The organism is Streptomyces sp. NPDC004126 (genome assembly GCF_050275515.1).
Taxonomy (GTDB): Bacteria; Actinomycetota; Actinomycetes; order Streptomycetales; family Streptomycetaceae; genus Streptomyces.
In genome coordinates this window covers 295304-314310 of sequence record NZ_JBNNPF010000002.1, presented here as the reverse complement: position 1 = coordinate 314310, position 19007 = coordinate 295304, and the positions used below count along the sequence as shown (strand labels likewise).

Annotated in this window: 17 protein-coding genes and 1 riboswitch; of the genes, 12 read left to right on the top strand and 5 right to left on the bottom strand. The window is 73.4% G+C overall.

Features of this window, described 5'->3' with window-relative positions; translation table 11 throughout:
• Positions 1 to 243 precede the first annotated feature (243 nt).
• The 8 genes from hpnC (at position 244) to ACQKM2_RS03930 (ending at position 10068) form a co-directional block, all read left to right on the top strand.
• Positions 244 to 1137, top strand: a complete 894-nt coding sequence (gene hpnC / locus ACQKM2_RS03965) for a squalene synthase HpnC (protein WP_427706306.1) — start codon at positions 244 to 246, stop codon at positions 1135 to 1137.
• Positions 1138 to 1145: 8 nt separating this feature from the next.
• Positions 1146 to 2084 (top strand): presqualene diphosphate synthase HpnD, encoded by a 939-nt coding sequence (hpnD, locus tag ACQKM2_RS03960; protein ID WP_427706253.1) that lies wholly within the window; start codon positions 1146 to 1148, stop codon positions 2082 to 2084.
• Between the two features lie 205 nt (positions 2085 to 2289).
• On the top strand, positions 2290 to 3684 hold the full coding sequence (hpnE, locus tag ACQKM2_RS03955; protein WP_427706251.1) for a hydroxysqualene dehydroxylase HpnE: 1395 nt from the start codon (positions 2290 to 2292) through the stop codon (positions 3682 to 3684).
• A gap of 53 nt (positions 3685 to 3737) precedes the next feature.
• The gene (locus tag ACQKM2_RS03950; RefSeq protein ID WP_427706304.1) at positions 3738 to 4838 is read left to right on the top strand and encodes a polyprenyl synthetase family protein; all 1101 of its coding nucleotides are present in this window, start codon (positions 3738 to 3740) and stop codon (positions 4836 to 4838) included.
• 114 nt (positions 4839 to 4952) lie between these two features.
• Positions 4953 to 6983 carry a squalene--hopene cyclase gene (gene shc / locus ACQKM2_RS03945; RefSeq protein ID WP_427706249.1) on the top strand — a complete coding sequence of 677 codons (2031 nt, stop codon included), beginning with the start codon at positions 4953 to 4955 and terminating at the stop codon, positions 6981 to 6983.
• On the top strand, positions 6983 to 7630 hold the full coding sequence (locus ACQKM2_RS03940) for a 1-hydroxy-2-methyl-2-butenyl 4-diphosphate reductase (RefSeq protein ID WP_427706247.1): 648 nt from the start codon (positions 6983 to 6985) through the stop codon (positions 7628 to 7630). Before shc ends, ACQKM2_RS03940 begins: the two co-directional genes overlap by 1 nt.
• Positions 7631 to 7636: 6 nt before the next feature.
• A complete protein-coding gene (gene hpnH, locus ACQKM2_RS03935; protein WP_427706245.1) occupies positions 7637 to 8668 on the top strand; it encodes an adenosyl-hopene transferase HpnH in 1032 nt (343 codons plus the stop codon).
• Positions 8665 to 10068, top strand: coding sequence for an aspartate aminotransferase family protein (locus ACQKM2_RS03930; protein ID WP_427706243.1), 1404 nt, complete (start codon positions 8665 to 8667; stop codon positions 10066 to 10068). The genes hpnH and ACQKM2_RS03930 overlap by 4 nt, the downstream gene beginning before the upstream one ends.
• Before the next feature lie 53 nt (positions 10069 to 10121).
• On the opposite strand, the gene ACQKM2_RS03925 is transcribed toward ACQKM2_RS03930, so the two are convergent.
• The gene (locus ACQKM2_RS03925; RefSeq protein WP_427706241.1) at positions 10122 to 10943 is read right to left on the bottom strand and encodes a tyrosine-protein phosphatase; all 822 of its coding nucleotides are present in this window, start codon (positions 10941 to 10943) and stop codon (positions 10122 to 10124) included.
• Between the two features lie 318 nt (positions 10944 to 11261).
• A riboswitch (cyclic di-AMP (ydaO/yuaA leader) is annotated at positions 11262 to 11424 on the top strand.
• A 4-nt stretch (positions 11425 to 11428) separates the two neighbouring features.
• On the opposite strand from ACQKM2_RS03925, the gene ACQKM2_RS03920 reads away from it, so the two are divergent.
• From ACQKM2_RS03920 to ACQKM2_RS03910, 3 genes are all read left to right on the top strand, one after another.
• Positions 11429 to 12445 carry a peptidoglycan DD-metalloendopeptidase family protein gene (locus tag ACQKM2_RS03920; protein WP_427706239.1) on the top strand — a complete coding sequence of 339 codons (1017 nt, stop codon included), beginning with the start codon at positions 11429 to 11431 and terminating at the stop codon, positions 12443 to 12445.
• Positions 12446 to 12608: 163 nt separating this feature from the next.
• Positions 12609 to 13394, top strand: a complete 786-nt coding sequence (locus ACQKM2_RS03915) for an SGNH/GDSL hydrolase family protein (protein WP_427706238.1) — start codon at positions 12609 to 12611, stop codon at positions 13392 to 13394.
• Positions 13395 to 13589: 195 nt separating this feature from the next.
• Positions 13590 to 14783 (top strand): MBL fold metallo-hydrolase, encoded by a 1194-nt coding sequence (locus ACQKM2_RS03910; protein ID WP_427706236.1) that lies wholly within the window; start codon positions 13590 to 13592, stop codon positions 14781 to 14783.
• Positions 14784 to 14872: 89 nt separating this feature from the next.
• Here the strand turns inward: ACQKM2_RS03910 and ACQKM2_RS03905 are convergent, their stop codons facing one another.
• The 4 genes from ACQKM2_RS03905 to ACQKM2_RS03890 are packed head-to-tail and all read right to left on the bottom strand — an operon-like array spanning position 14873 to position 17558.
• Complete coding sequence (locus ACQKM2_RS03905; protein ID WP_427706234.1) at positions 14873 to 15832, bottom strand: sporulation-delaying protein SdpB family protein; 960 nt, start codon at positions 15830 to 15832, stop codon at positions 14873 to 14875.
• A complete protein-coding gene (locus ACQKM2_RS03900) occupies positions 15814 to 16428 on the bottom strand; it encodes an SdpA family antimicrobial peptide system protein (RefSeq protein ID WP_427706232.1) in 615 nt (204 codons plus the stop codon). Before ACQKM2_RS03900 ends, ACQKM2_RS03905 begins: the two co-directional genes overlap by 19 nt.
• Positions 16425 to 17108, bottom strand: coding sequence for a hypothetical protein (locus ACQKM2_RS03895; RefSeq protein WP_427706229.1), 684 nt, complete (start codon positions 17106 to 17108; stop codon positions 16425 to 16427). The genes ACQKM2_RS03900 and ACQKM2_RS03895 overlap by 4 nt, the downstream gene beginning before the upstream one ends.
• A 48-nt stretch (positions 17109 to 17156) precedes the next feature.
• Positions 17157 to 17558: an SdpI family protein gene (locus ACQKM2_RS03890; RefSeq protein ID WP_401239885.1), complete on the bottom strand. Its 402-nt coding sequence runs from the start codon at positions 17556 to 17558 to the stop codon at positions 17157 to 17159.
• Positions 17559 to 17804: 246 nt separating this feature from the next.
• Between ACQKM2_RS03890 and ACQKM2_RS03885 the strand changes: the two genes are divergently transcribed.
• The gene (locus ACQKM2_RS03885) at positions 17805 to 18863 is read left to right on the top strand and encodes a PucR family transcriptional regulator (RefSeq protein WP_427706227.1); all 1059 of its coding nucleotides are present in this window, start codon (positions 17805 to 17807) and stop codon (positions 18861 to 18863) included.
• Positions 18864 to 19007 lie beyond the last annotated feature (144 nt).

Genomic DNA, 19007 nt, shown 5'->3' with positions numbered 1-19007 from the left:
TTCTCAATCGCGCCAAGAGTGGACGATTCCCCGCAGCCGGCTCCGTGGGGATACCCCCGGGTAAGGTCCGGCGGCGTGTCCGAAATAGGATGACTTGGGTCGGCAGTGTAGAACGGGAGACGTGACGGCAATGGCTACGGGAATTCTCCGGCCCCCAGGCACAGCGGCCGTCCCGGGCGGCGGGCGGTGACCCCCGGGCACGGCATCCGTCCCGCGCCGGCGGCCGGCGAAGGCGCCCCCGACCTGCACCACGCGCGGGCCACCCTCGGAAAGGCCGCGGCGGAGAACTTCCCCGTCGCCCCCGCCTTCCTCCCGCGCGCCTGGCGCGACGGCCTCATGGCGGTCTACGGGTACGCCCGCCTGGTCGACGACATCGGCGACGGCGACCTCGCCCCCGGCGGCCGCGACGCCGTCCTCCTCGGCCTCGACGCCGCCGCGGCCGACGACCGGCTCGCGATGCTCGACGCCCTCGAAGCCGACCTGCTGCGCGTCTTCGGCGGCACCGACGGCCCCCCGCGCCACCCCCTGCTGCTCGCCCTCCAGCCCGTCGTACGCGACCACGGCCTGAGCGCCGAGCACTTCCTCGGGCTCATCGAGGCCAACCGCCAGGACCAGCGAGTGGCCCGCTACGAGACGTACGGGGAGCTCCTCGGCTACTGCGAGCTCTCCGCCAACACCGTCGGGCGCCTCGTGCTGGAGCTCACCGGCACCGGCACCCCCGAGCGGATCCGCCGCTCCGACGCCGTCTGCACGGCCCTGCAGCTCGTCGAGCACCTCCAGGACGTCGCCGAGGACCTCGGCCGCGACCGGATCTACCTCCCCGCCGAGGACATGCGCCGCTTCCACGTCACCGAGGCCGACCTCGGGGCCCCGTCCGCCGGAGCCTCCCTGCGGTCCCTGATCGCCTTCGAGGCCGAACGCGCGAGCGACCTGCTGAATGAGGGCATCCCGCTCGTGGGTAGCGTGCACGGCAGGCTGCGGCTGTTGCTCGCGGGATTCACGGGAGGGGGGCGAGCCGCCCTGCGCGCGGTCTCCGCCGCCGGCTTCGACGTGCTGCCCGGCCCGCCCAAGCCCACCCGGAGCCTCCTGCTCCGCGAGGTGGCCGCCGTCCTGCGCACAGCGCCGAGAAAGGGGTGAGCCCGAACGTGGAGGGCACCGCACACGCGTCAGCACCGTCCGCCCAGGTCCTCGCGGCCTACAGCTACTGCGAGGCCGTCACCGGCACGCAGGCGCGCAACTTCGCGTACGGCATCCGGCTGCTGCCCACCGACAAGCGGCAGGCGATGTCCGCGCTGTACGCCTTCTCCCGGCGCGTCGACGACATCGGCGACGGCACCCTCGCGCCCGGAGCCAAGCTGGCCCGGCTGGAGGACACCCGCGCCCTGCTCGGCCGGATCCGCGGCGGGGAGGTCGACGAGGACGACACCGACCCGGTCGCCGTCGCCCTCGCGCACGCCGCGCGCCGCTTCCCGATCCCCCTCGGCGGCCTCGACGAACTCATCGACGGCGTCCTGATGGACGTCCGCGGCGAGGAGTACGAGACCTGGGACGACCTCGCGGCCTACTGCCGCTGCGTCGCCGGGGCCATCGGACGGCTCTCCCTCGGCGTGTTCGGCACCGTCGGCCCGGCCGACCGCGCCGACGAGTACGCCGACACCCTGGGCCTGGCGCTCCAGCTCACGAACATCCTGCGCGACGTCCGCGAGGACGCCGGCAACGGACGCACCTATCTGCCGGCCGAGGACCTCGCCAAGTTCGGCTGCTCCGAGGGCTTCCAGGGCGGCCGGGCCCCCGCCGGAGCCGACTTCGCCGGACTCGTGCACCACGAGGTCCGGCGCGCCCGGGCCCTGTTCACCGAGGGCTACCGGCTGCTGCCGATGCTCGACCGGCGCAGCGGCGCCTGCGTGGCCGCCATGGCGGGCATCTACCGCCGCCTCCTGGACCGCATCGAGCGCGAACCCGAGGCGGTGCTGCGCGGCCGCGTGTCGCTGCCGACCCACGAGAAGGCGTACGTGGCCGTACGCGGCCTGTCCGGCCTCGACGCCCGCACCGTCTCCCGCCGGACCACCCGGCGGCGACCCTGATGCCGCCCGCCCGCCCGGGCACCCGCCCGGCACCGGGCGGCGTCCGCCCGCAGGACGCGGCACCCGCCGCCGGCGGGTTCCCCGGCCCCGCGCGGTCCCTGCCGGCCGCCGCGCGGGCAACCGTGCGGGGCGGGGCCGCGTCTGTCCCTGCGGGCTTCGCAGCACCCTCCGGCCGGGCGGGCCGGCGTACCACCAGGGAGGCCTCATGAGCGGCAGCGGAACCGGCGGGAGCGACGACCGCGCCGTCGTCATCGGCGGCGGCCTCGCCGGCGTCACGGCCGCGCTGGAGCTCGCCGACGCCGGACTGCGGGTCACCCTCCTCGAAGGGCGGCCCCGGCTCGGCGGCCTCGCCTTCTCCTTCAAGCGCGGCGACCTGACCGTCGACAACGGCCAGCACGTCTACCTGCGCTGCTGCACCGCCTACCGGTGGTTCCTGGACCGCGTCGACGGCGCGGCCCTCGCCCCGCTCCAGGACCGGCTCGACGTGCCCGTCCTCGACGTGGCCCACCCCCGCGGGCCCCGCCTCGGGCGGCTGCGCCGCAGCGCGCTGCCCGTCCCCCTGCACCTGGCCGCCTCGCTGGCGACCTACCCGCACCTCTCCCTCGCCGAGCGCGCGAGCGTCGGCCGCGCCGCCCTCGCGCTGCGCCGCCTCGACCCCGCCGACCCGGCCCTCGACGGCCTCGACTTCGGCACCTGGCTGGCCCGCTACGGCCAGTCCCCCCGCACCGTCGACGCCCTGTGGGACCTCGTCGGCATCGCCACCCTCAACGCCACCGCCGGCGACTCCTCGCTGGGCCTGGCCGCCATGGTCTTCAAGACCGGCCTGCTCTCCGAGAACGGCGCCGCCGACATCGGCTGGGCCAAGGTCCCGCTCGGCGACCTCCACGACACCCTCGCCCGCAAGGCCCTCGACGCCGCCGGGGTGCGCACCGAACTGCGCACCCGGGTCACCGCGGTCACCCGCACCGGGGACGGCGGCTGGCGGGTCGACACCGAGGGCGAGTCCCTCGACGCGGGCACCGTCGTCCTCGCCGTCCCGCAGCGCGAGGCGCACGCCCTGCTGCCCGCCGGGGCGCTGGCCGACCCGGACAAGCTCCTCGACATCGGCACCGCCCCCATCCTCAACGTCCACGTCGTCTACGACCGCAAGGTGCTCAAGCAGCCCTTCTTCGCCGCGCTGGGCACCCCCGTCCAGTGGGTCTTCGACCGCACCGACGCCTCCGGACTCACCGACGGCGGCCAGTACCTGGCGCTGTCCCAGTCCGTCGCCCAGGACGACATCGACGAGCCCGTCTCCGTCCTGCGCGCCAAGTACCTGCCCGAGCTGGAACGGCTGCTTCCGGCCGCGCGCGGCGCGAAGGTACGGGACTTCTTCGTCACCCGCGAGCGGACGGCCACCTTCGCCCCCAGCCCGGGCGTCGGCCGGCTGCGGCCGGGCCCCCGCACCGACACGCCGGGGCTCTACCTCGCCGGTGCGTGGACCGCCACCGGCTGGCCCGCGACCATGGAGAGCGCCGTCCGCAGCGGCCTCGGCGCGGCGCACGCCGCGCTGGCCGCTCTCGGCCGCCCCCGCGAACACCCCCTGCAGGAGGCGGTATGAGCATCACCACCAGCACCACCGGCACAGCACGCACAGGAACCAGAGGAGAGCCAGTGAACCCGGGGAACCCGGCTGTCGAGAACACGGATGCCGGCACGGGCGCGGCCGGAGGGGGAGCGGGGAACGCCGACACCCTCGCCCTCCTCGAACGCGGCCGCGACCTGTCGACCCCCGTGCTCCGCGCGGCGGTGAGCCGGCTCGCGGCGCCCATGGACACCGTCGCCGCCTACCACTTCGGCTGGATCGACGCCCAGGGCAACCCGGCGGACGGCGACGGCGGCAAGGCCGTGCGCCCCGCCCTCGCGCTGCTCTCCGCCGAGGCGGCGGGCGCCGCCGCCGAGGTCGGCATCCCCGGCGCCGTCGCCGTCGAGCTCGTCCACAACTTCTCGCTGCTGCACGACGACCTGATGGACGGCGACGAGCAGCGCCGCCACCGCGACACGGTGTGGAAGGTGCACGGCCCCGCCCTCGCGATCCTCGTCGGCGACGCCCTGTTCGCCCTCGCCAACGAGGTGCTGCTGGAGCTCGGCACCGCCCCGGCCGCCCGGGCGACCCGCCGCCTGACCACCGCCAGCCGCAAGCTCATCGACGGCCAGGCCCAGGACATCTCCTACGAGCACCGCGAGCGCGTCAGCGTCCAGGAGTGCCTGGAGATGGAGGGGAACAAGACCGGAGCCCTGCTCGCCTGCTCGGTGTCGATCGGCGCGGTGCTCGGCGGCGCCGACGACCGCACCGCCGACAAGCTGGAGGAGTACGGCTACCACCTCGGCCTCGCCTTCCAGGCCGTCGACGACCTCCTCGGCATCTGGGGCGACCCGGAGTCCACGGGCAAGCAGACCTGGAGCGACCTGCGCCAGCGCAAGAAGTCCCTGCCCGTCGTCGCGGCCCTCGCCGCGGGCGGACCCGCGTGCGAGGAGCTCGGACGGCTGCTCGCGGCCGACGCCAAGAGCAACGACTTCGAGAACTTCTCCGAGGAGGAGTTCGCCCACCGCGCCGCCCTCATCGAGGCCGCCGGCGGTCGCCAGTGGACCGCCGACGAGGCGCGCCGCCAGCACGCGATCGCCATCCGGGCGCTCGACGACGTGGACATGCCGCAGCGGGTGCGGGAGCAGCTCGTGGCGCTCGCCGACTTCGTCGTCGTGCGCAAGAGGTGATCTCCGCCGGAAAGTGGATATGAATCGCGAGTCGCCGGCCGGGGACCCCGCCTAGGGACCCCCCGGCCGACGGCAGACCCGGGCACAGCCGAAGCTCTGTTCGAAGGGGAAGCCATGACAGCGACGACCGACGGCGGCGGTGCGATCACCGGCGGCGCGGATCCGCGACACGACAGCACGGCGGCCCCGGCCGCCGCTGCCGCCGGCCCGTCCGGCGGCGCCACCGGCCTGCCGAAGGGCGTACGGGAGGCCGTCGACCGGGCGACCGGCGAGCTGCTGGCCCGCCAGGACCCGGAGGGCTGGTGGAAGGGCGACCTGCAGACCAACGTCACCATGGACGCCGAGGACCTGCTGCTGCGCCAGTTCCTCGGCATCCGGGACGAGGCCGTCACCCACGCCGCCGCCCTCTTCATCCGGGGCGAGCAGCGCGAGGACGGCACCTGGGCCACCTTCCACGGCGGACCGCCCGAACTCTCCGCCACCGTCGAGGCGTACGTCGCCCTGCGGCTGGCCGGGGACCCGCCCGACGCCCCGCACATGACCCGCGCCTCGGCCTGGATCCGGGCCCACGGCGGGATCGCCGCCGCCCGCGTGTTCACCCGGATCTGGCTGGCCCTGTTCGGCTGGTGGAGCTGGGACCACCTGCCGGAGCTGCCGCCCGAGCTGGTGTTCCTGCCGCCCTGGGTGCCCCTGAACATCTACGACTTCGGCTGCTGGGCCCGCCAGACCATCGTCCCGCTCACCGTGGTCTCCGGGCTGCGGCCGGTCCGCCCGGCCCCCTTCGCGCTCGACGAGCTGCACACCGACGCCCGCGACCCCAGCCCCGTCAAACCCCTCGCACCGCTGGCCAGTTGGGACGGCGCCTTCCAGCGGATGGACAAGGCCCTGCACCTCTACCGGCGGGTCGCCCCGCGCCGGCTGCGGAAGGCGGCCATGGCCGCCGCCGGCCGCTGGATCATCGAGCGCCAGGAGAACGACGGCTGCTGGGGCGGGATCCAGCCCCCCGCCGTCTACTCCGTGATCGCCCTGCACCTGCTCGGCTACGACCTGGAGCACCCGGTGATGCGGGCCGGGCTGGACTCCCTCGACCGGTTCGCCGTGTGGCGCGCGGACGGCGCCCGGATGGTCGAGGCCTGCCAGTCCCCGGTCTGGGACACCTGCCTCGCCGCCATCGCCCTGGCCGACGCGGGCCTGCCCCCCGACCACCCCGCCCTGGTCAGTGCCGCCGACTGGATGCTGGGCGAGGAGATCCGCCGGCCCGGCGACTGGGCCGTACGCCGGCCCGGACTCGCCCCCGGCGGCTGGGCCTTCGAGTTCCACAACGACAACTACCCCGACATCGACGACACCGCCGAAGTGGTCCTGGCACTGCGCCGGATCCGCCACCCCCAGCCGGGCAAGGTCGAGGCGGCCATCGCCCGCGGGGTGTCCTGGAACCTCGGGATGCAGTCGAAGAACGGCGCCTGGGGCGCCTTCGACGCCGACAACACCAGCCCCTTCCCCAACCGGCTCCCCTTCTGCGACTTCGGCGAGGTCATCGACCCGCCCTCGGCGGACGTCACCGCCCACGTGGTGGAGATGCTCGCCGCCGAGGGCCGGGGCGCCGACCCGCGCGCCCGGCGCGGCATCGCCTGGCTGCTCGCCGAACAGGAGCCGGACGGCGCCTGGTTCGGCCGCTGGGGCACCAACTACGTCTACGGCACCGGCTCGGTGGTCCCCGCCCTCACCGCCGCCGGGATCGCGCCCTCGCACCCCGCCGTCCGGCGGGCCGTGGGCTGGCTGGAGTCCGTACAGAACGAGGACGGCGGCTGGGGCGAGGACCAGCGCTCCTACCAGGACCGCTCCTGGGCCGGGAAGGGCGCCTCGACGGCCTCGCAGACCGCGTGGGCCCTGATGGCCCTGCTGTCGGCGGGGGAGCGGGACGGCGGTGCCGTCGCACGGGGCCTCGCCTACCTGGTGGAGACCCAGCGCCCCGACGGGACCTGGGACGAGCCGTACTTCACCGGCACCGGCTTCCCCTGGGACTTCTCCATCAACTACCACCTCTACCGGCAGGTGTTCCCGCTCACCGCACTCGGCCGGTACCTCTACGGAGAACCGTTCGGCCCGGAGCGCCGCAGCGTCCCGCGGGCGGGGGAGTCCTGATGCCCGCCGGGCCCGCCGGGGCCGGCCCCCCGCCGCCGCTGCTGGTCGCCTGCGCCCTGCGCATCGAGGAGGCGGCCCTGCGCAGCGCGGGCCGCGCGGCCGCGGGCGGCGGAACGGTCCTGCGTACCGGCATGGGACCGCGCGCCGCCGACCGGTCCGTCGCCCGCGCCCTGGCCCGGCCAGGGATGCACCGGGCGGCCGTCCTCGCGACCGGGTTCTGCGCCGGCCTGGTGCCCGGCATGCACCCCGGCGACCTGGTCGTCGCCGAGGAGACCCGGGACCCCCGCGGGGCGGTCGGCTGCACCGGCACGGCCCTGCTCGCCGAGGCACTGGCCCGCGCCGCACCCGGCCGGACCGTGCACACCGGCGCACTGACCGGATCCGACCACGTCGTCCGCGGCCAGGAGCGGGACCGGCTGCGCGCCACCGGCGCCGTCGCGGTCGACATGGAGTCCGCGGCCACCCTGTGGACCGCCGCGGCGCCGGGACGCCCCGTAGCGGCCGTCCGGGTGATCGTGGACGCTCCGGAGCACGAGCTCGTCCGTATCGGCACGGTTCGCGGTGGAATATCGGCCTTCCGTGTACTACGTGCCGTACTGCCCGCGTTCTACGAATGGCACCGTTCGTTGCTGCTTCCCAGGAGGTGAATCCAGATGGCAATGCCCCTGCGACAGTCCATCAGGGTCGGGACCTATCTTCTCGAACAGAAGCTCCGCAAGCGCGAGAAGTTCCCGCTGATCGTCGAGCTGGAGCCGCTCTACGCCTGCAACCTCGCCTGCGAGGGCTGCGGGAAGATCCAGCACCCGGCCGGAGTGCTCAAGCAGCGCATGCCCGTCGCCCAGGCGGTCGGCGCGGTCCTGGAGTCCGGCGCGCCCATGGTCTCCATCGCCGGCGGCGAACCCCTGATGCACCCGCAGATCCACGAGATCGTGCGCCAGCTGGTGGCCCGCCGGAAATACGTGTTCCTCTGCACCAACGCACTGCTGCTCCGCAAGAAGATCGAGAAGTTCACCCCGTCCCCCTACTTCGCCTTCGCCGTCCACATCGACGGACTGCGCGAACGCCACGACGAATCCGTCGCCAAGGAAGGCGTCTTCGACGAGGCCGTCGCCGCGATCAAGGAGGCGAAGCGCCGCGGATTCCGGGTGACCACGAACTCCACCTTCTTCAACACCGACACCCCGCAGACGATCATCGAGGTGCTGAACTTCCTCAATGACGACCTCCAGGTCGACGAAATGATGATCTCGCCCGCCTACGCCTACGAAAAGGCACCCGACCAGGAACACTTCCTCGGCGTCGAACAGACCCGGGAGCTCTTCAAGAAGGCCTTCGCCGGCGGAAACCGGCGGCGCTGGCGGCTCAACCACTCCCCGCTCTTCCTCGACTTCCTCGAAGGCAAGGCCGATTTCCCCTGCACGGCCTGGGCCATTCCCAATTACTCGCTCTTCGGCTGGCAGCGCCCCTGCTACCTGATGAGCGACGGCTACGTGCCCACGTACCGGGAACTCATCGAGGACACCGACTGGAGCAAGTACGGCCGCGGCAAGGACCCGCGCTGCGCCAACTGCATGGCGCACTGCGGCTACGAGCCCACCGCCGTCCTCGCCACCATGGGCTCCCTCAAGGAGTCCCTGCGCGCCGCCCGGGAGACCGTGGCGGGCAACCGGGACGCGTCGGCATGACCGGCGGACAGGGAGCGCGGCGGGGCTTCGACCTCGCCGCGCTGCTCGCCGAGCGCGGCGGGGAGCGCTACGAGCTGCACGCCCGCCACCTCAACCACCAGCTGCCCCGCATGCTGCACACCATCGGCTTCGACAAGGTCTACGTGCGGGCCGAGGGCGCCCACTTCTGGGACGACGAGGGCAACGACTACCTTGACATGCTGGCCGGCTTCGGGGTGATGGGCCTGGGCCGGCACCACCCGGTCGTCCGCCGGGCCCTGCACGACGTCCTGGACGCCCAGCTCGCCGACCTCACCCGCTTCGACTGCCAGCCGCTGCCCGGCCTGCTGGCCGAGAAGCTGCTGTCGTACAGCCCGCACCTCGACCGGGTCTTCTTCGGCAACAGCGGCACCGAGGCGGTGGAGACCGCCCTGAAGTTCGCCCGGTACGCCACCGGGCGGCCCAGGATCCTCTACTGCGACCACGCCTTCCACGGGCTGACCACCGGCTCGCTGTCGGTCAACGGAGAAGGCGGCTTCCGCGACGGCTTCGCCCCGCTGCTCCCGGACACGAAGATCGCCCTCGGGGACCTGGCGGCGCTGGAACGCGAACTCGCGCGCGGGGACGTGGCCGCCTTCGTGGTCGAGCCGGTCCAGGGCAAGGGGGTGCACGCCGCCCCGCCCGGATTCCTGCGCGCCGCGCAGGAACTGCTGCACCGGCACAAGGCCCTGCTCATCGCCGACGAGGTGCAGACCGGCCTCGGACGGACCGGCGATTTCTACGCGTACCAGCACGAGCCGGGCGTGGAACCGGACCTGGTGTGCGTCGCCAAGGCCCTCTCCGGCGGGTACGTGCCCGTCGGCGCGACCCTGGGCAAGGACTGGATCTTCCAGAAGGTCTACTCGTCCATGGACCGGGTGCTGGTGCACTCCGCCAGCTTCGGTTCCAACGCCCAGGCGATGGCGGCGGGCCTCGCGGTCCTGTCCGTCATGGAGGACGAGCAGGTCGTGGCCAACGCCCGGGCCGTGGGAGACCTGCTGCGCGGACGCCTGGCGGCGCTCGTGGACCGGTACGAGCTGCTGCACGAGGTGCGCGGGCGCGGACTGATGATCGGCATCGAGTTCGGCAGGCCCTCCTCGCTGGGGCTGCGCAGCCGGTGGGCGATGCTCCAGGCGGCCCGCAAGGGCCTGTTCGCGCAGATGGTCGTGGTGCCGCTGCTGCGCAGGCACCGGATCCTCACCCAGGTCTCCGGGGACCACCTGGAGGTCATCAAGCTGATCCCGCCGCTCATCGTGGACGAGGCGGACGTGGAGCGCTTCGTCGGGGCCTTCCAGGAGGTCATGGACGAGGCGCACGGCGGGGGCGCCCTGATGTGGGACTTCGGGCGGACCCTGGTGAAGCAGGCGGTCGGCAACCGCTGAGGCGCGGCGGCGCCGGAGGGGGCCCGGACGGGCCCCCTCCGGCCGTCCGGGGGTCAGCCCTCCAGGAGCCGGTCCCGCAGCCGGTCCAGGGACTCGGGTGCGAGCGAGAGCCCCTCGGCGAGGTAGCGCTCCACCCCGCCCCACTGCTCGTCGATGACCGCGAAGGCCGCGAGCAGGTACTCCGCGCGGGCGTCGAACAGCGGCGCCAGCAGCTCCATCACCTCGGGGGAGCGGGCCTCGGGCGCGTCGCTGCCCCGGCGCACCCGGTAGCGGTTGTGCGGGACGTTGGACTCCAGGTAGTCCGCCACGATCGCCTCGCGCTCCACGCCCAGCGCGAGCAGCGTCACGGCGACCGACAGCCCGGCCCGGTCCTTGCCGGCGGCGCAGTGCATCAGCGCCGGCACGCTGTCCAGCGCGAGCGCGTGCACGACGCGGCTGTGTTCGGCGGTGCGGGTGCGGATGATCGTGCGGTACGAGTCCGTCATGCGGGCGGCGGCCCGGCCCTCGCCCAGGAGGCCGCGGAGCTGGTCGAGCTCGCCCTCGCGGACCATCTTCCAGAACTCCCGGCCGTCGGCCGGATCCGTCAGCGGGATGTTCACGTTGCGTACACCCGGCAGTTCGACGTCCGGGCCCTCCAGCGCGTGGTCCGCTCCGTTGCGGAAGTCGAAGACGGTGTGCAGCCCCAGCGAAGCGAGGAACTCTGTATCGGTTTCGGTGGCATGCGCCAGATGTCCGCTTCGGAACAGTCGTCCCGGCCTGACCCTCCGTCCGTCCGTGGTCGGCAACCCGCCCACGTCACGGAAGTTGCGCACTCCCGTCATCTCCGTGCCGCGTTCGGGTCCGGCCGGAAGGGGCTGGGGTATCTGCTGGGTCACGTGTACTCCTCCGCGTGGGTCCGTGGTGTCCGAATTGGTCCGGTTGGGAACAACTTGCCATATGTGGAGGCGAGATCGGGCCCGGCCCCGTGAGCCAGATCATACGGTGACCGTGCGTGCCTGATCGCGGGGACCGAATTGCCTTGTGAGAGCGGTTGTTGATGGTGCGGAATGGACGCAGGGTGACCGGAATTCCATTGATCCCCCATATCTGCGAATCCGTCAGGGAATTCGCGGCTTGTTGCCCGGCGCCCCGCTCGATTACCTTCGCGATCGATCCGGGTGGACCGCCTAATCCTGCCGCCGCCCGGGAACCGCACCCGACCATCGCGCGCGGCAGGAGCGGGGGAACCAGGTAGGCCGCTGTTCCGGATCATTTCCGGCGCAGCTAGGGGTGAAGCCGAACCCGTGCTCCGCACGTACGGCCGGACATCTCCAGTCCGAACCCGACAGCTCACCTCGCAGGCGCCGGAGAGGAATTCGCCATGCCCGCAAAGGGTAAGCACCGCCGTCCGAAGTCCCGTTCGATATCCCGCGGCTTCGCCGTCGCCGGAACCGGCGGAGCGGCCCTCGCGCTCCCGCTGATGGGTGCCGCCGGCGCCAACGCGGCCCCGGCCGCGTCCGTCCCCGCCCAGAGCGCGCAGGCCCCGGAGGCCCTCCGCACCGCGGCCCCCGCCACCGCGCCCGCGGCCGCCGCGCCCGGCGTCTACACGGTCGTGCCCGGCGACTACCTCTCCAAGATCGCCGCCGAGCGCCACATCGAGGGCGGCTGGGAGCAGCTGTACGCCGACAACCGCGAGGCCGTCGGCGCCGACCCCTCCCTCATCCACCCGGGCCTGAAGCTGAACCTCGTCGGCGGCCAGGGCGCGGCCCCCGCCCCGAAGGCCCCTGCGGCCCCGGTCGAGGAATCCTCCAGCGACGCTCCGGCCGCGCCCGAGGGCGTGGGCGGCAAGGCCCAGGCCCCGAAGGCCGCGGGCAAGGCCACCACCGGCAAGCCCGGCCGCACTTCCGGCGGCGCGGCCGCCCAGGGCTCCGGCGCCGCCGCCAAGAGCGAGAAGGCCTCCGCCCCCGCCGCCCCCGCCGCGCCCGCCGCGGCGTCCGGCTTCACCGCCCCCGTCGGCGGCGGCGTCTCCACCCAGTACCGCACGAGCGGCGCCATGTGGTCCTCCGGCTACCACACCGGCGTCGACTTCATCGCGAGCACCGGCACCACCGTCCGGGCCGTCGGCGCGGGCACCGTGGTTTCCGCAGGCTGGGGCGGCGCGTACGGCAACGAGGTCGTCATCAAGCACGCCGACGGCAAGTACTCCCAGTACGGCCACCTCTCCTCGCTCTCCGTCTCCGTGGGCCAGAGCGTCACCGGCGGGCAGACCGTCGGCCTCTCCGGCGCGACCGGCAACGTGACCGGCCCGCACCTCCACTTCGAGATCCGCACCGGCCCGTCCTACGGCTCGGACATCGACCCGCTCGCCTACCTCCGCTCCAAGGGCGTGAGCATCTGACGGCACCCGCCGTCGGCACGAGGACGCGCGCGGAGCCGGGACCCGAGGGGGGTCCCGGCTCCGCGTGTACTTATTCCTTATCCCCCGCGTGGTATAGATCACGGCCCGTCAACCCCTCATTACGTTGGCGTAGGTTGGTTGCCAAGGTGAAGGATGCTGTCCTGTGGCAGCGACGAAGACGACACTGAAGACCATCGGCTCGTACGCGGCGATCGGGGACAGCTTCACCGAAGGCGTGGGGGACCCGGGACCCGGGGATTCTTACCTCGGCTGGGCGGACCGCCTCGCCGTACTCCTGGCAGATCAGCGCGACGAGCACGACTTCCGGTACGCGAATCTGGCCGTGCGCGGCAAAATACTCGACCAGATCGTGGCCGACCAGATCCCGAGAGCCAAGGAACTCGCACCCGACCTCGTCACCTTCTGCGCGGGCGGCAACGACATCATCCGCCCCGGCAGCGACCCGGACGACGTCGCGGAGCGGTTCGAGGCGGCCCTCGCCGACCTCAAGGCCTCCGTGGGCCTCGTGATGATCACGACCGGCTTCGACACGCGGGGCGTGCCGGTCCTCAAGCACCTGCGGGGCAAGATCGCGACGTACAACGTCCACGTCCGCGCCATCGCCGACCGCTACGACTGCCCCGTGCTCGACCTGTGGTCCCTCAAGACCGTCCAGGACCGCCGGGCCTGGGACGGCGACCGGCTCCACCTCTCACCCGAAGGCCACACCCGCGTCGCGCTGCGCGCCGCACAGGTCCTCGGCTACGAGGTGCCGGCCGACCCGGACCAGCCCTGGCCGCCCGTCCCGCCGCGCGGCTCGGTGGACGTGACCCGCGACAACATCCAGTGGGCGCGCGAGCACCTCGTCCCGTGGATCGGCCGCCGGCTGCGCGGCGAGTCCTCCGGCGACCACGTCGAGGCCAAGCGCCCGGACCTGCTGCCGCTGTAGCGGACGCGGCGGAGGAGGACGCGGGGGAAGGAGACGTGGGGGAGGGGGAGCGGTGGACGGGCAGCGGTGGACGGGCAGCCGGGTTTCGGCCGTGACGGCGGCCCGGACACGCGCGGCGGAATCCTCCGGGGCCGGTGTGCGTTGGGATGGTCGTAGCACTCGACCGTCCCGTCCTGCACCTTCCCAGGAGGCGCCTTGACCGGCTCCCTTCCCCTGCGTCCCCGGCTGCGCGCCCTGCGGCCCGAAGCCTTCGGCGCGGACCCGTCCGGCGCACGGCTGGAGCGGATCCTGCGCTCGCCGAACTTCGCCGACGGCGTGTTCCAGAACCCGGTGGGGGCCCGGACCAGGCCTTCCGGATCGATGGCGGAGTTCGCCAAGATCTACTTCCACAAGGAGCAGCGGGCCCGCCGCAGCCCCGCGGCGCCCATCCCCGTCCACCCGACCACCCTCGCCGACCTGGCCAAGCCGCCGGCGAGCGGGCTCCGGCTGACCTGGATGGGCCACTCCAGCATCCTCGCGGAGATCGACGGCCGCCGCGTGCTCTTCGACCCCGTCTGGGGCGACCGGTGCTCCCCCTTCCCCTTCGCCGGTCCCAAGCGGCTGCACCCCGCCCCGGTGCCGCTGGCCTCCCTGGGCTCCGTCGACGTCGTCGTGATCTCCCACGACCACTACGACCACCTCGACCTCCCCACCATCAAGGCCCTCGCCCGCACGGACACGGTCTTCGCCGTCCCGCTCGGCGTCGGCGCGCACCTGGAGCACTGGGGCGTCTCCCCGGACCGGCTGCGCGAGCTCGACTGGAACGAGTCGACCGAGGTCGCCGGCCTCACCCTCACCGCCACCCCCGCCCGGCACTTCTGCGGGCGCGGCCTGCGCAACCAGCAGTTCACCCTGTGGGCCTCCTGGGTCGTCAGCAGCGCAGAGCACCGGATCTTCCACAGCGGGGACACCGGCTACTTCCCGGGCTTCAAGGAGATCGGCGCCGAGCACGGCCCCTTCGACGCCACGATGATCCAGATCGGCGCCTACTCGGAGTACTGGCCCGACATCCACATGACCCCCGCGGAGGGCCTCCGGGCCCACCTCGACCTCCAGGGCGGCGCCCCGGCCGGCACCCTGCTGCCGATCCACTGGGGCACCTTCAACCTGGCCTTCCACGCCTGGGCCGAGCCCGCCGAGTGGACGCTCGACGCCGCCGAGGGCGCGGGCCAGCGCGTCGCCGCCCCGCGGCCGGGGGAGCCGTTCGAGCCCGCCCGCAAGCTGCCGGTCGAGCCCTGGTGGCGTTCGGTCTCCACCCCGATCACCCACCCGTGGCGCACGGCGCGGCCCGCGGAACCCGCACCGAGCGAGCCCCGGGCCGGAGACCTGGACCTCGCCGGGGAGCGGTGACGCGAGGACGGGTACGACGGGTGTGACGGGTACGCCCCCGGCCGTCGTGGGCACGCGGAAGGTGCGCACGACGGCCGGGGGCGGGCTGATCACGGCCGGGAACGGGCGGCCAGGGCGGGCGGGAGCCGGCGTGGGAGCCGGCCGCGCAGGCGCGGGGCGTACGCGTCGATGCCGCGCGAGGCCGCGCACAGCACCGCGCCGATCATGATGAACCCGAAGGACACGATGCCGATCTGAACGATGATCAGCACGTGCAGGGCCCCGCTGATCACCGCGGCCACCACCTGCCGGGACCCCCGGCGCAGCAGGAACAGCGCGATCACGGATTCCGCGAGGACCGTCCCCCAGGTGGTCAGCAGGGCGACCAGGGTGATGCCCGTCGCCCACCGGAACAGGTCGGCGAACAGGCCGGCCGCCCCGAAGTTCTCCATCCGCGCGACGTAGTACGTCGCGCTGCCCTCCGACCACGGGCCGACGGGCAGCTTCGCGAGCGCGCTGTTGAGGTAGACGTACGCCACTTGGAGCCGCACCCCCCACCAGCCCGCCCAGGCCAGGCCCTGCCAGGGCGACCCCGTCCGGTCCTCGCCGCCCGGCCGCTGCCAGTGCCACGTCCTGCGGTCGTTGGCGCAGGCCAGGACGAGGAAGAAGGTGACGACCTGGGCGACGGCGTCGCCCCCGTCGGGCAGCGAGACCGACTGGCCGAGGGAGAAGGACGCCCAGAAGTGCAGGACGGTCGTGAAGCGGGGCAGGATCCCGCTCGCGACGACGAGGAGCAGGGCCAGCACCAGCAGGCTGACCAGCTGCCGGTCCGCGGAGCCGGCCACGCAGTACAGCGACGCGGCCTGCACCGCCGTCGAGCAGTCGGCCCCGGTCTCCGTCCCGCCCACCGGCACGAAGAGGTGCGAGGCGGGGGTGAAGACCAGGACGGACGCCTGGGCCAGGGCGATCACCGACCTGCCCGCCCCGAGGGCCCGGGACTCGGCGGGGAAGCGCAGGACGGACCGTTCCAGCCAGGCTGCCGGCCCCGTTGTCAGTCGTTCCGCGAACACTTCGCCTCCACCACGGCGGCCCTCTTGTCGAGCCGCCATCCTTCGTACCGGTCCCGGAACTCCCACGGGACGGGCCGCGTCTCCACGAGCACCACCCGCCCGCACAGGGTCGGGACCGGGGAGGAGTTCTCGACGGGGACGGGCTCCGGGGCACCGGCGACCACGGTCGGGCAGTCCCCCTCGATCTCCTCGCAGTTCCGCCACGTCCGCACCTGGTTCGCCATGGCCGCCACCTCGGGGCCCTGCGCACGCTGGCGGCGGGTCAGGCCGTAGAGGTTCTCCGCGCGCGAGTTCGGCAGCAGCGCCGCGTGGACGACGTCGCCGTCGGAGACGAGGTACGGCACGAACTCGGGGTCGCTCGGGGGCTTCGTGAAGAAGGCCCAGCTCTGCGGCAGGACCCGTGCCGACAGGGCCCGGAGAGCGCCCCCGTCGCGCGTGGAGAGCACGTTGCTCGGGAGCGAGAAGAAGACCGACCCGGCCAGCAGGGCCCCGACCAGGAGGACGCCTCCAGCGGCGGAGACCAGGGCCGGGACCGGCATCCGGGGCCCGGCGCGACCGGCCGCGTCCTGCTCGGCGGCCGTCGTGCCGCGCCTCACGTCAGGGCGGAGGTCAGGGCGCTGACGAAGGCGTCCCGCTCGATGTCCGAGCCGCTCGGGCTGCCGTCCTCCAGGTACCAGGTGACGACGACGAGCGTGGCGAGGGCGTTGGTGGCGACTCCCGCGTTCGTGTAGGCGACGGCGTTGGCGGCGCCCACGGCGTTCACGTAGACGGCCACGTAGGCGCCCATCCAGAACCAGCCCCGGGCCTGTGCCACGGCCGGTGCCCCGCTGGCGGCCGCGGGCTGGGCGGTCGCCTTCAGCCAGTCGTTGAAGGAGAGGGAGAAGTCGCGCAGGGCGGCGTCGACGCGCACCGGGTCGCCGCTCTGGAAGGGCACGGCCAGGTCCTGGTGGAACCCGGGGTGGGCGGCCAGGTATTCCGAGACGACCCGGTCCAGGGCCGCGTCGTCCGTCTGCGGCTTGTCGGGATTGAAGCCGAGCATCCGCTTCAGTTCCGGGTGTGCGTCGGCGATCGGCCCCTGCGCGGCGAGCAGCAGCCGCAGGAGATCCGCATCGCTGTATTCGGCGGTCTTCTTCGCCGCTTCCTTGAGCCGCGCCTTGCCGGGCGCGGAAGTTCCGTGGCCGGTGTCCGCGAATGCGGTCTGGGCGGTGATGCCGCCCCCGACGAGGAGGGAGGCGAGCGCCACTGCGGCAATGGTCTTTCTGGATGCGAAGTTCATGCTGTCCTCCTGGGACGTGTGGGGTATCGGTATCGGTATCGGTGTCGTTCAGTGCGGTGCGGACGTGCCGTCCGGACCGCCGGCCGCGCGTGCGGCCGAATTCGCCTTGACCGCCGCCGTGGTGAGGAGCGCGAGGAACACGAGCATCCCGGCCGCAGGGACGATGACGGCCGCCGGGCTCCCGAAGCCGGTGAGCGCCAGGGTCAGGGCCAGCGCCAGCGAGGTCCCGGCCGCGGTGTAGGCGGTCAGGAACGCGGCGGTCAGCATCGGGGCGGCCGCGGCGTGTCCCGCCTGCCAGGCGCCGTCCGAGGCCATGGTCGCCGCGGTCCGGATCCCCACCGCGGAGTTGCGCCCGAGCGCCCCGCTCGCCACCTGGTTCCTCAGGTAATGGACCACCCCGCCCAGCGCGACGAGTCCTGCGGCGAAACCGAATCCCGCGGTCGGATCCACTGTTCGTCCTCCAAGAACGCAGACATCAACGGCATGCGGCCGGAAGCCGCAAACGATCATGAACATTCTGGTCCGCCGGGCCGCGGTATTTCACTGCCGGATTCCGGCAGTCTCTCCGCCGCCGCGTTGCCGCAGTCCGTCACTCGCGCCGCATCCCGGGTCCCGGTCCGGCGAATTGGCGGATTTCGTGGTTCTTTACGTACCCTTGACGCTGCATTGGCGGTGTGGAAAACAGAGGAGAACGGGGTGGCGGAGCGCCGGATATCCCCCGAATACCTGGCCGGCTACGAGTGGTTGCTCGCCGACGTGGCCGAGACCGGACGGACCCTGACCCGGGACGAGCTGCGGACCCGCAGGGAGGTGGGGGAGCGGGCCGCCGAGGCCGGCCACGGCCTGCGTGCCCTGGTCGGCGGGCACTTGCTCGCCACCCGCGCCGCGTGGCCCGGCCCGGACGCACCCGCCGACCGCCTCCTCGCCGCCGTCGAGCAGGCGATCGACGCCTTCGTCGCGGGCTTCGAGCAGGCGCAGGACGCGGCCGTCCGCCAAGAGGAGTCCGCCCGAAGGGAGTTCGTCGACGACCTCCTCTACGGACGCAGCGACCTCGGCCGGCTCGCCGAGCGCGCCGAGCGCTTCGGACTGCGCTTCTCGCACACCCATGCCGTGGCCGTCACGGGCCACCGCGTGCCCGACGAGGAGTCCGGCTTCCTCCTGCGCCGCGTGGAACAGGCGCTGTTCGCCCGCTTCGGCAACCGCCGCATCCTGCTCACGGCCAAGGACGGCCGGATCGTCTGCATCGCCCCCGGCGACCAGGACGAGGTGCTCACCCACTTCGCCCAGCAGGCCCGCGCCGCCGTCGACGGCACCCGCGTCGCCATCGGCCGCCCGCACGACGGAGCCGGCGGCGTCGTCCACTCCTACGAGGAGGCCCTCGGCGTCCTCGACCTCGCCGAGCGCATGGACCTCGCCGGGCCCGTGCTGCGCGCCGCCGAACTTCTCGTCTACCCCGTCCTGACCCGGGACCGCGACGCCATGGCCGACCTCGTGCGCCACACCCTCGGCCCGCTCCGCAACGCCCGCGGCGGCGCCTTCCCCCTGCTCGACACGCTCACCGTGTACTTCGCCGCGGGCTGCAACGCGGCCGCCGCGGCCCGGCAGCTCAGGCTGGGCGTACGCACCCTGACCTACCGCCTCGAACGCATCCACCAGCTCACGGGCGCCGACCCCGCCGACCCGGAACACCGCTACATGCTGCAGACCGCTGTGATCGGCGCCCGCCTCCTGGACTGGCCGCGCCAGGAGCTCTGAGCACCGCACCCGCCCGGAGGCGCGCGCCCCCGGCCGTGCGGGAGTACGCGCTCCCGGCGCATTCGGGCTGCCGTACGAGCGCTCCATCGGGAGCGGGAAGCACCCCGGTGAAGTTCCCCAACTGGGCAACAGCTGCGGGATCGT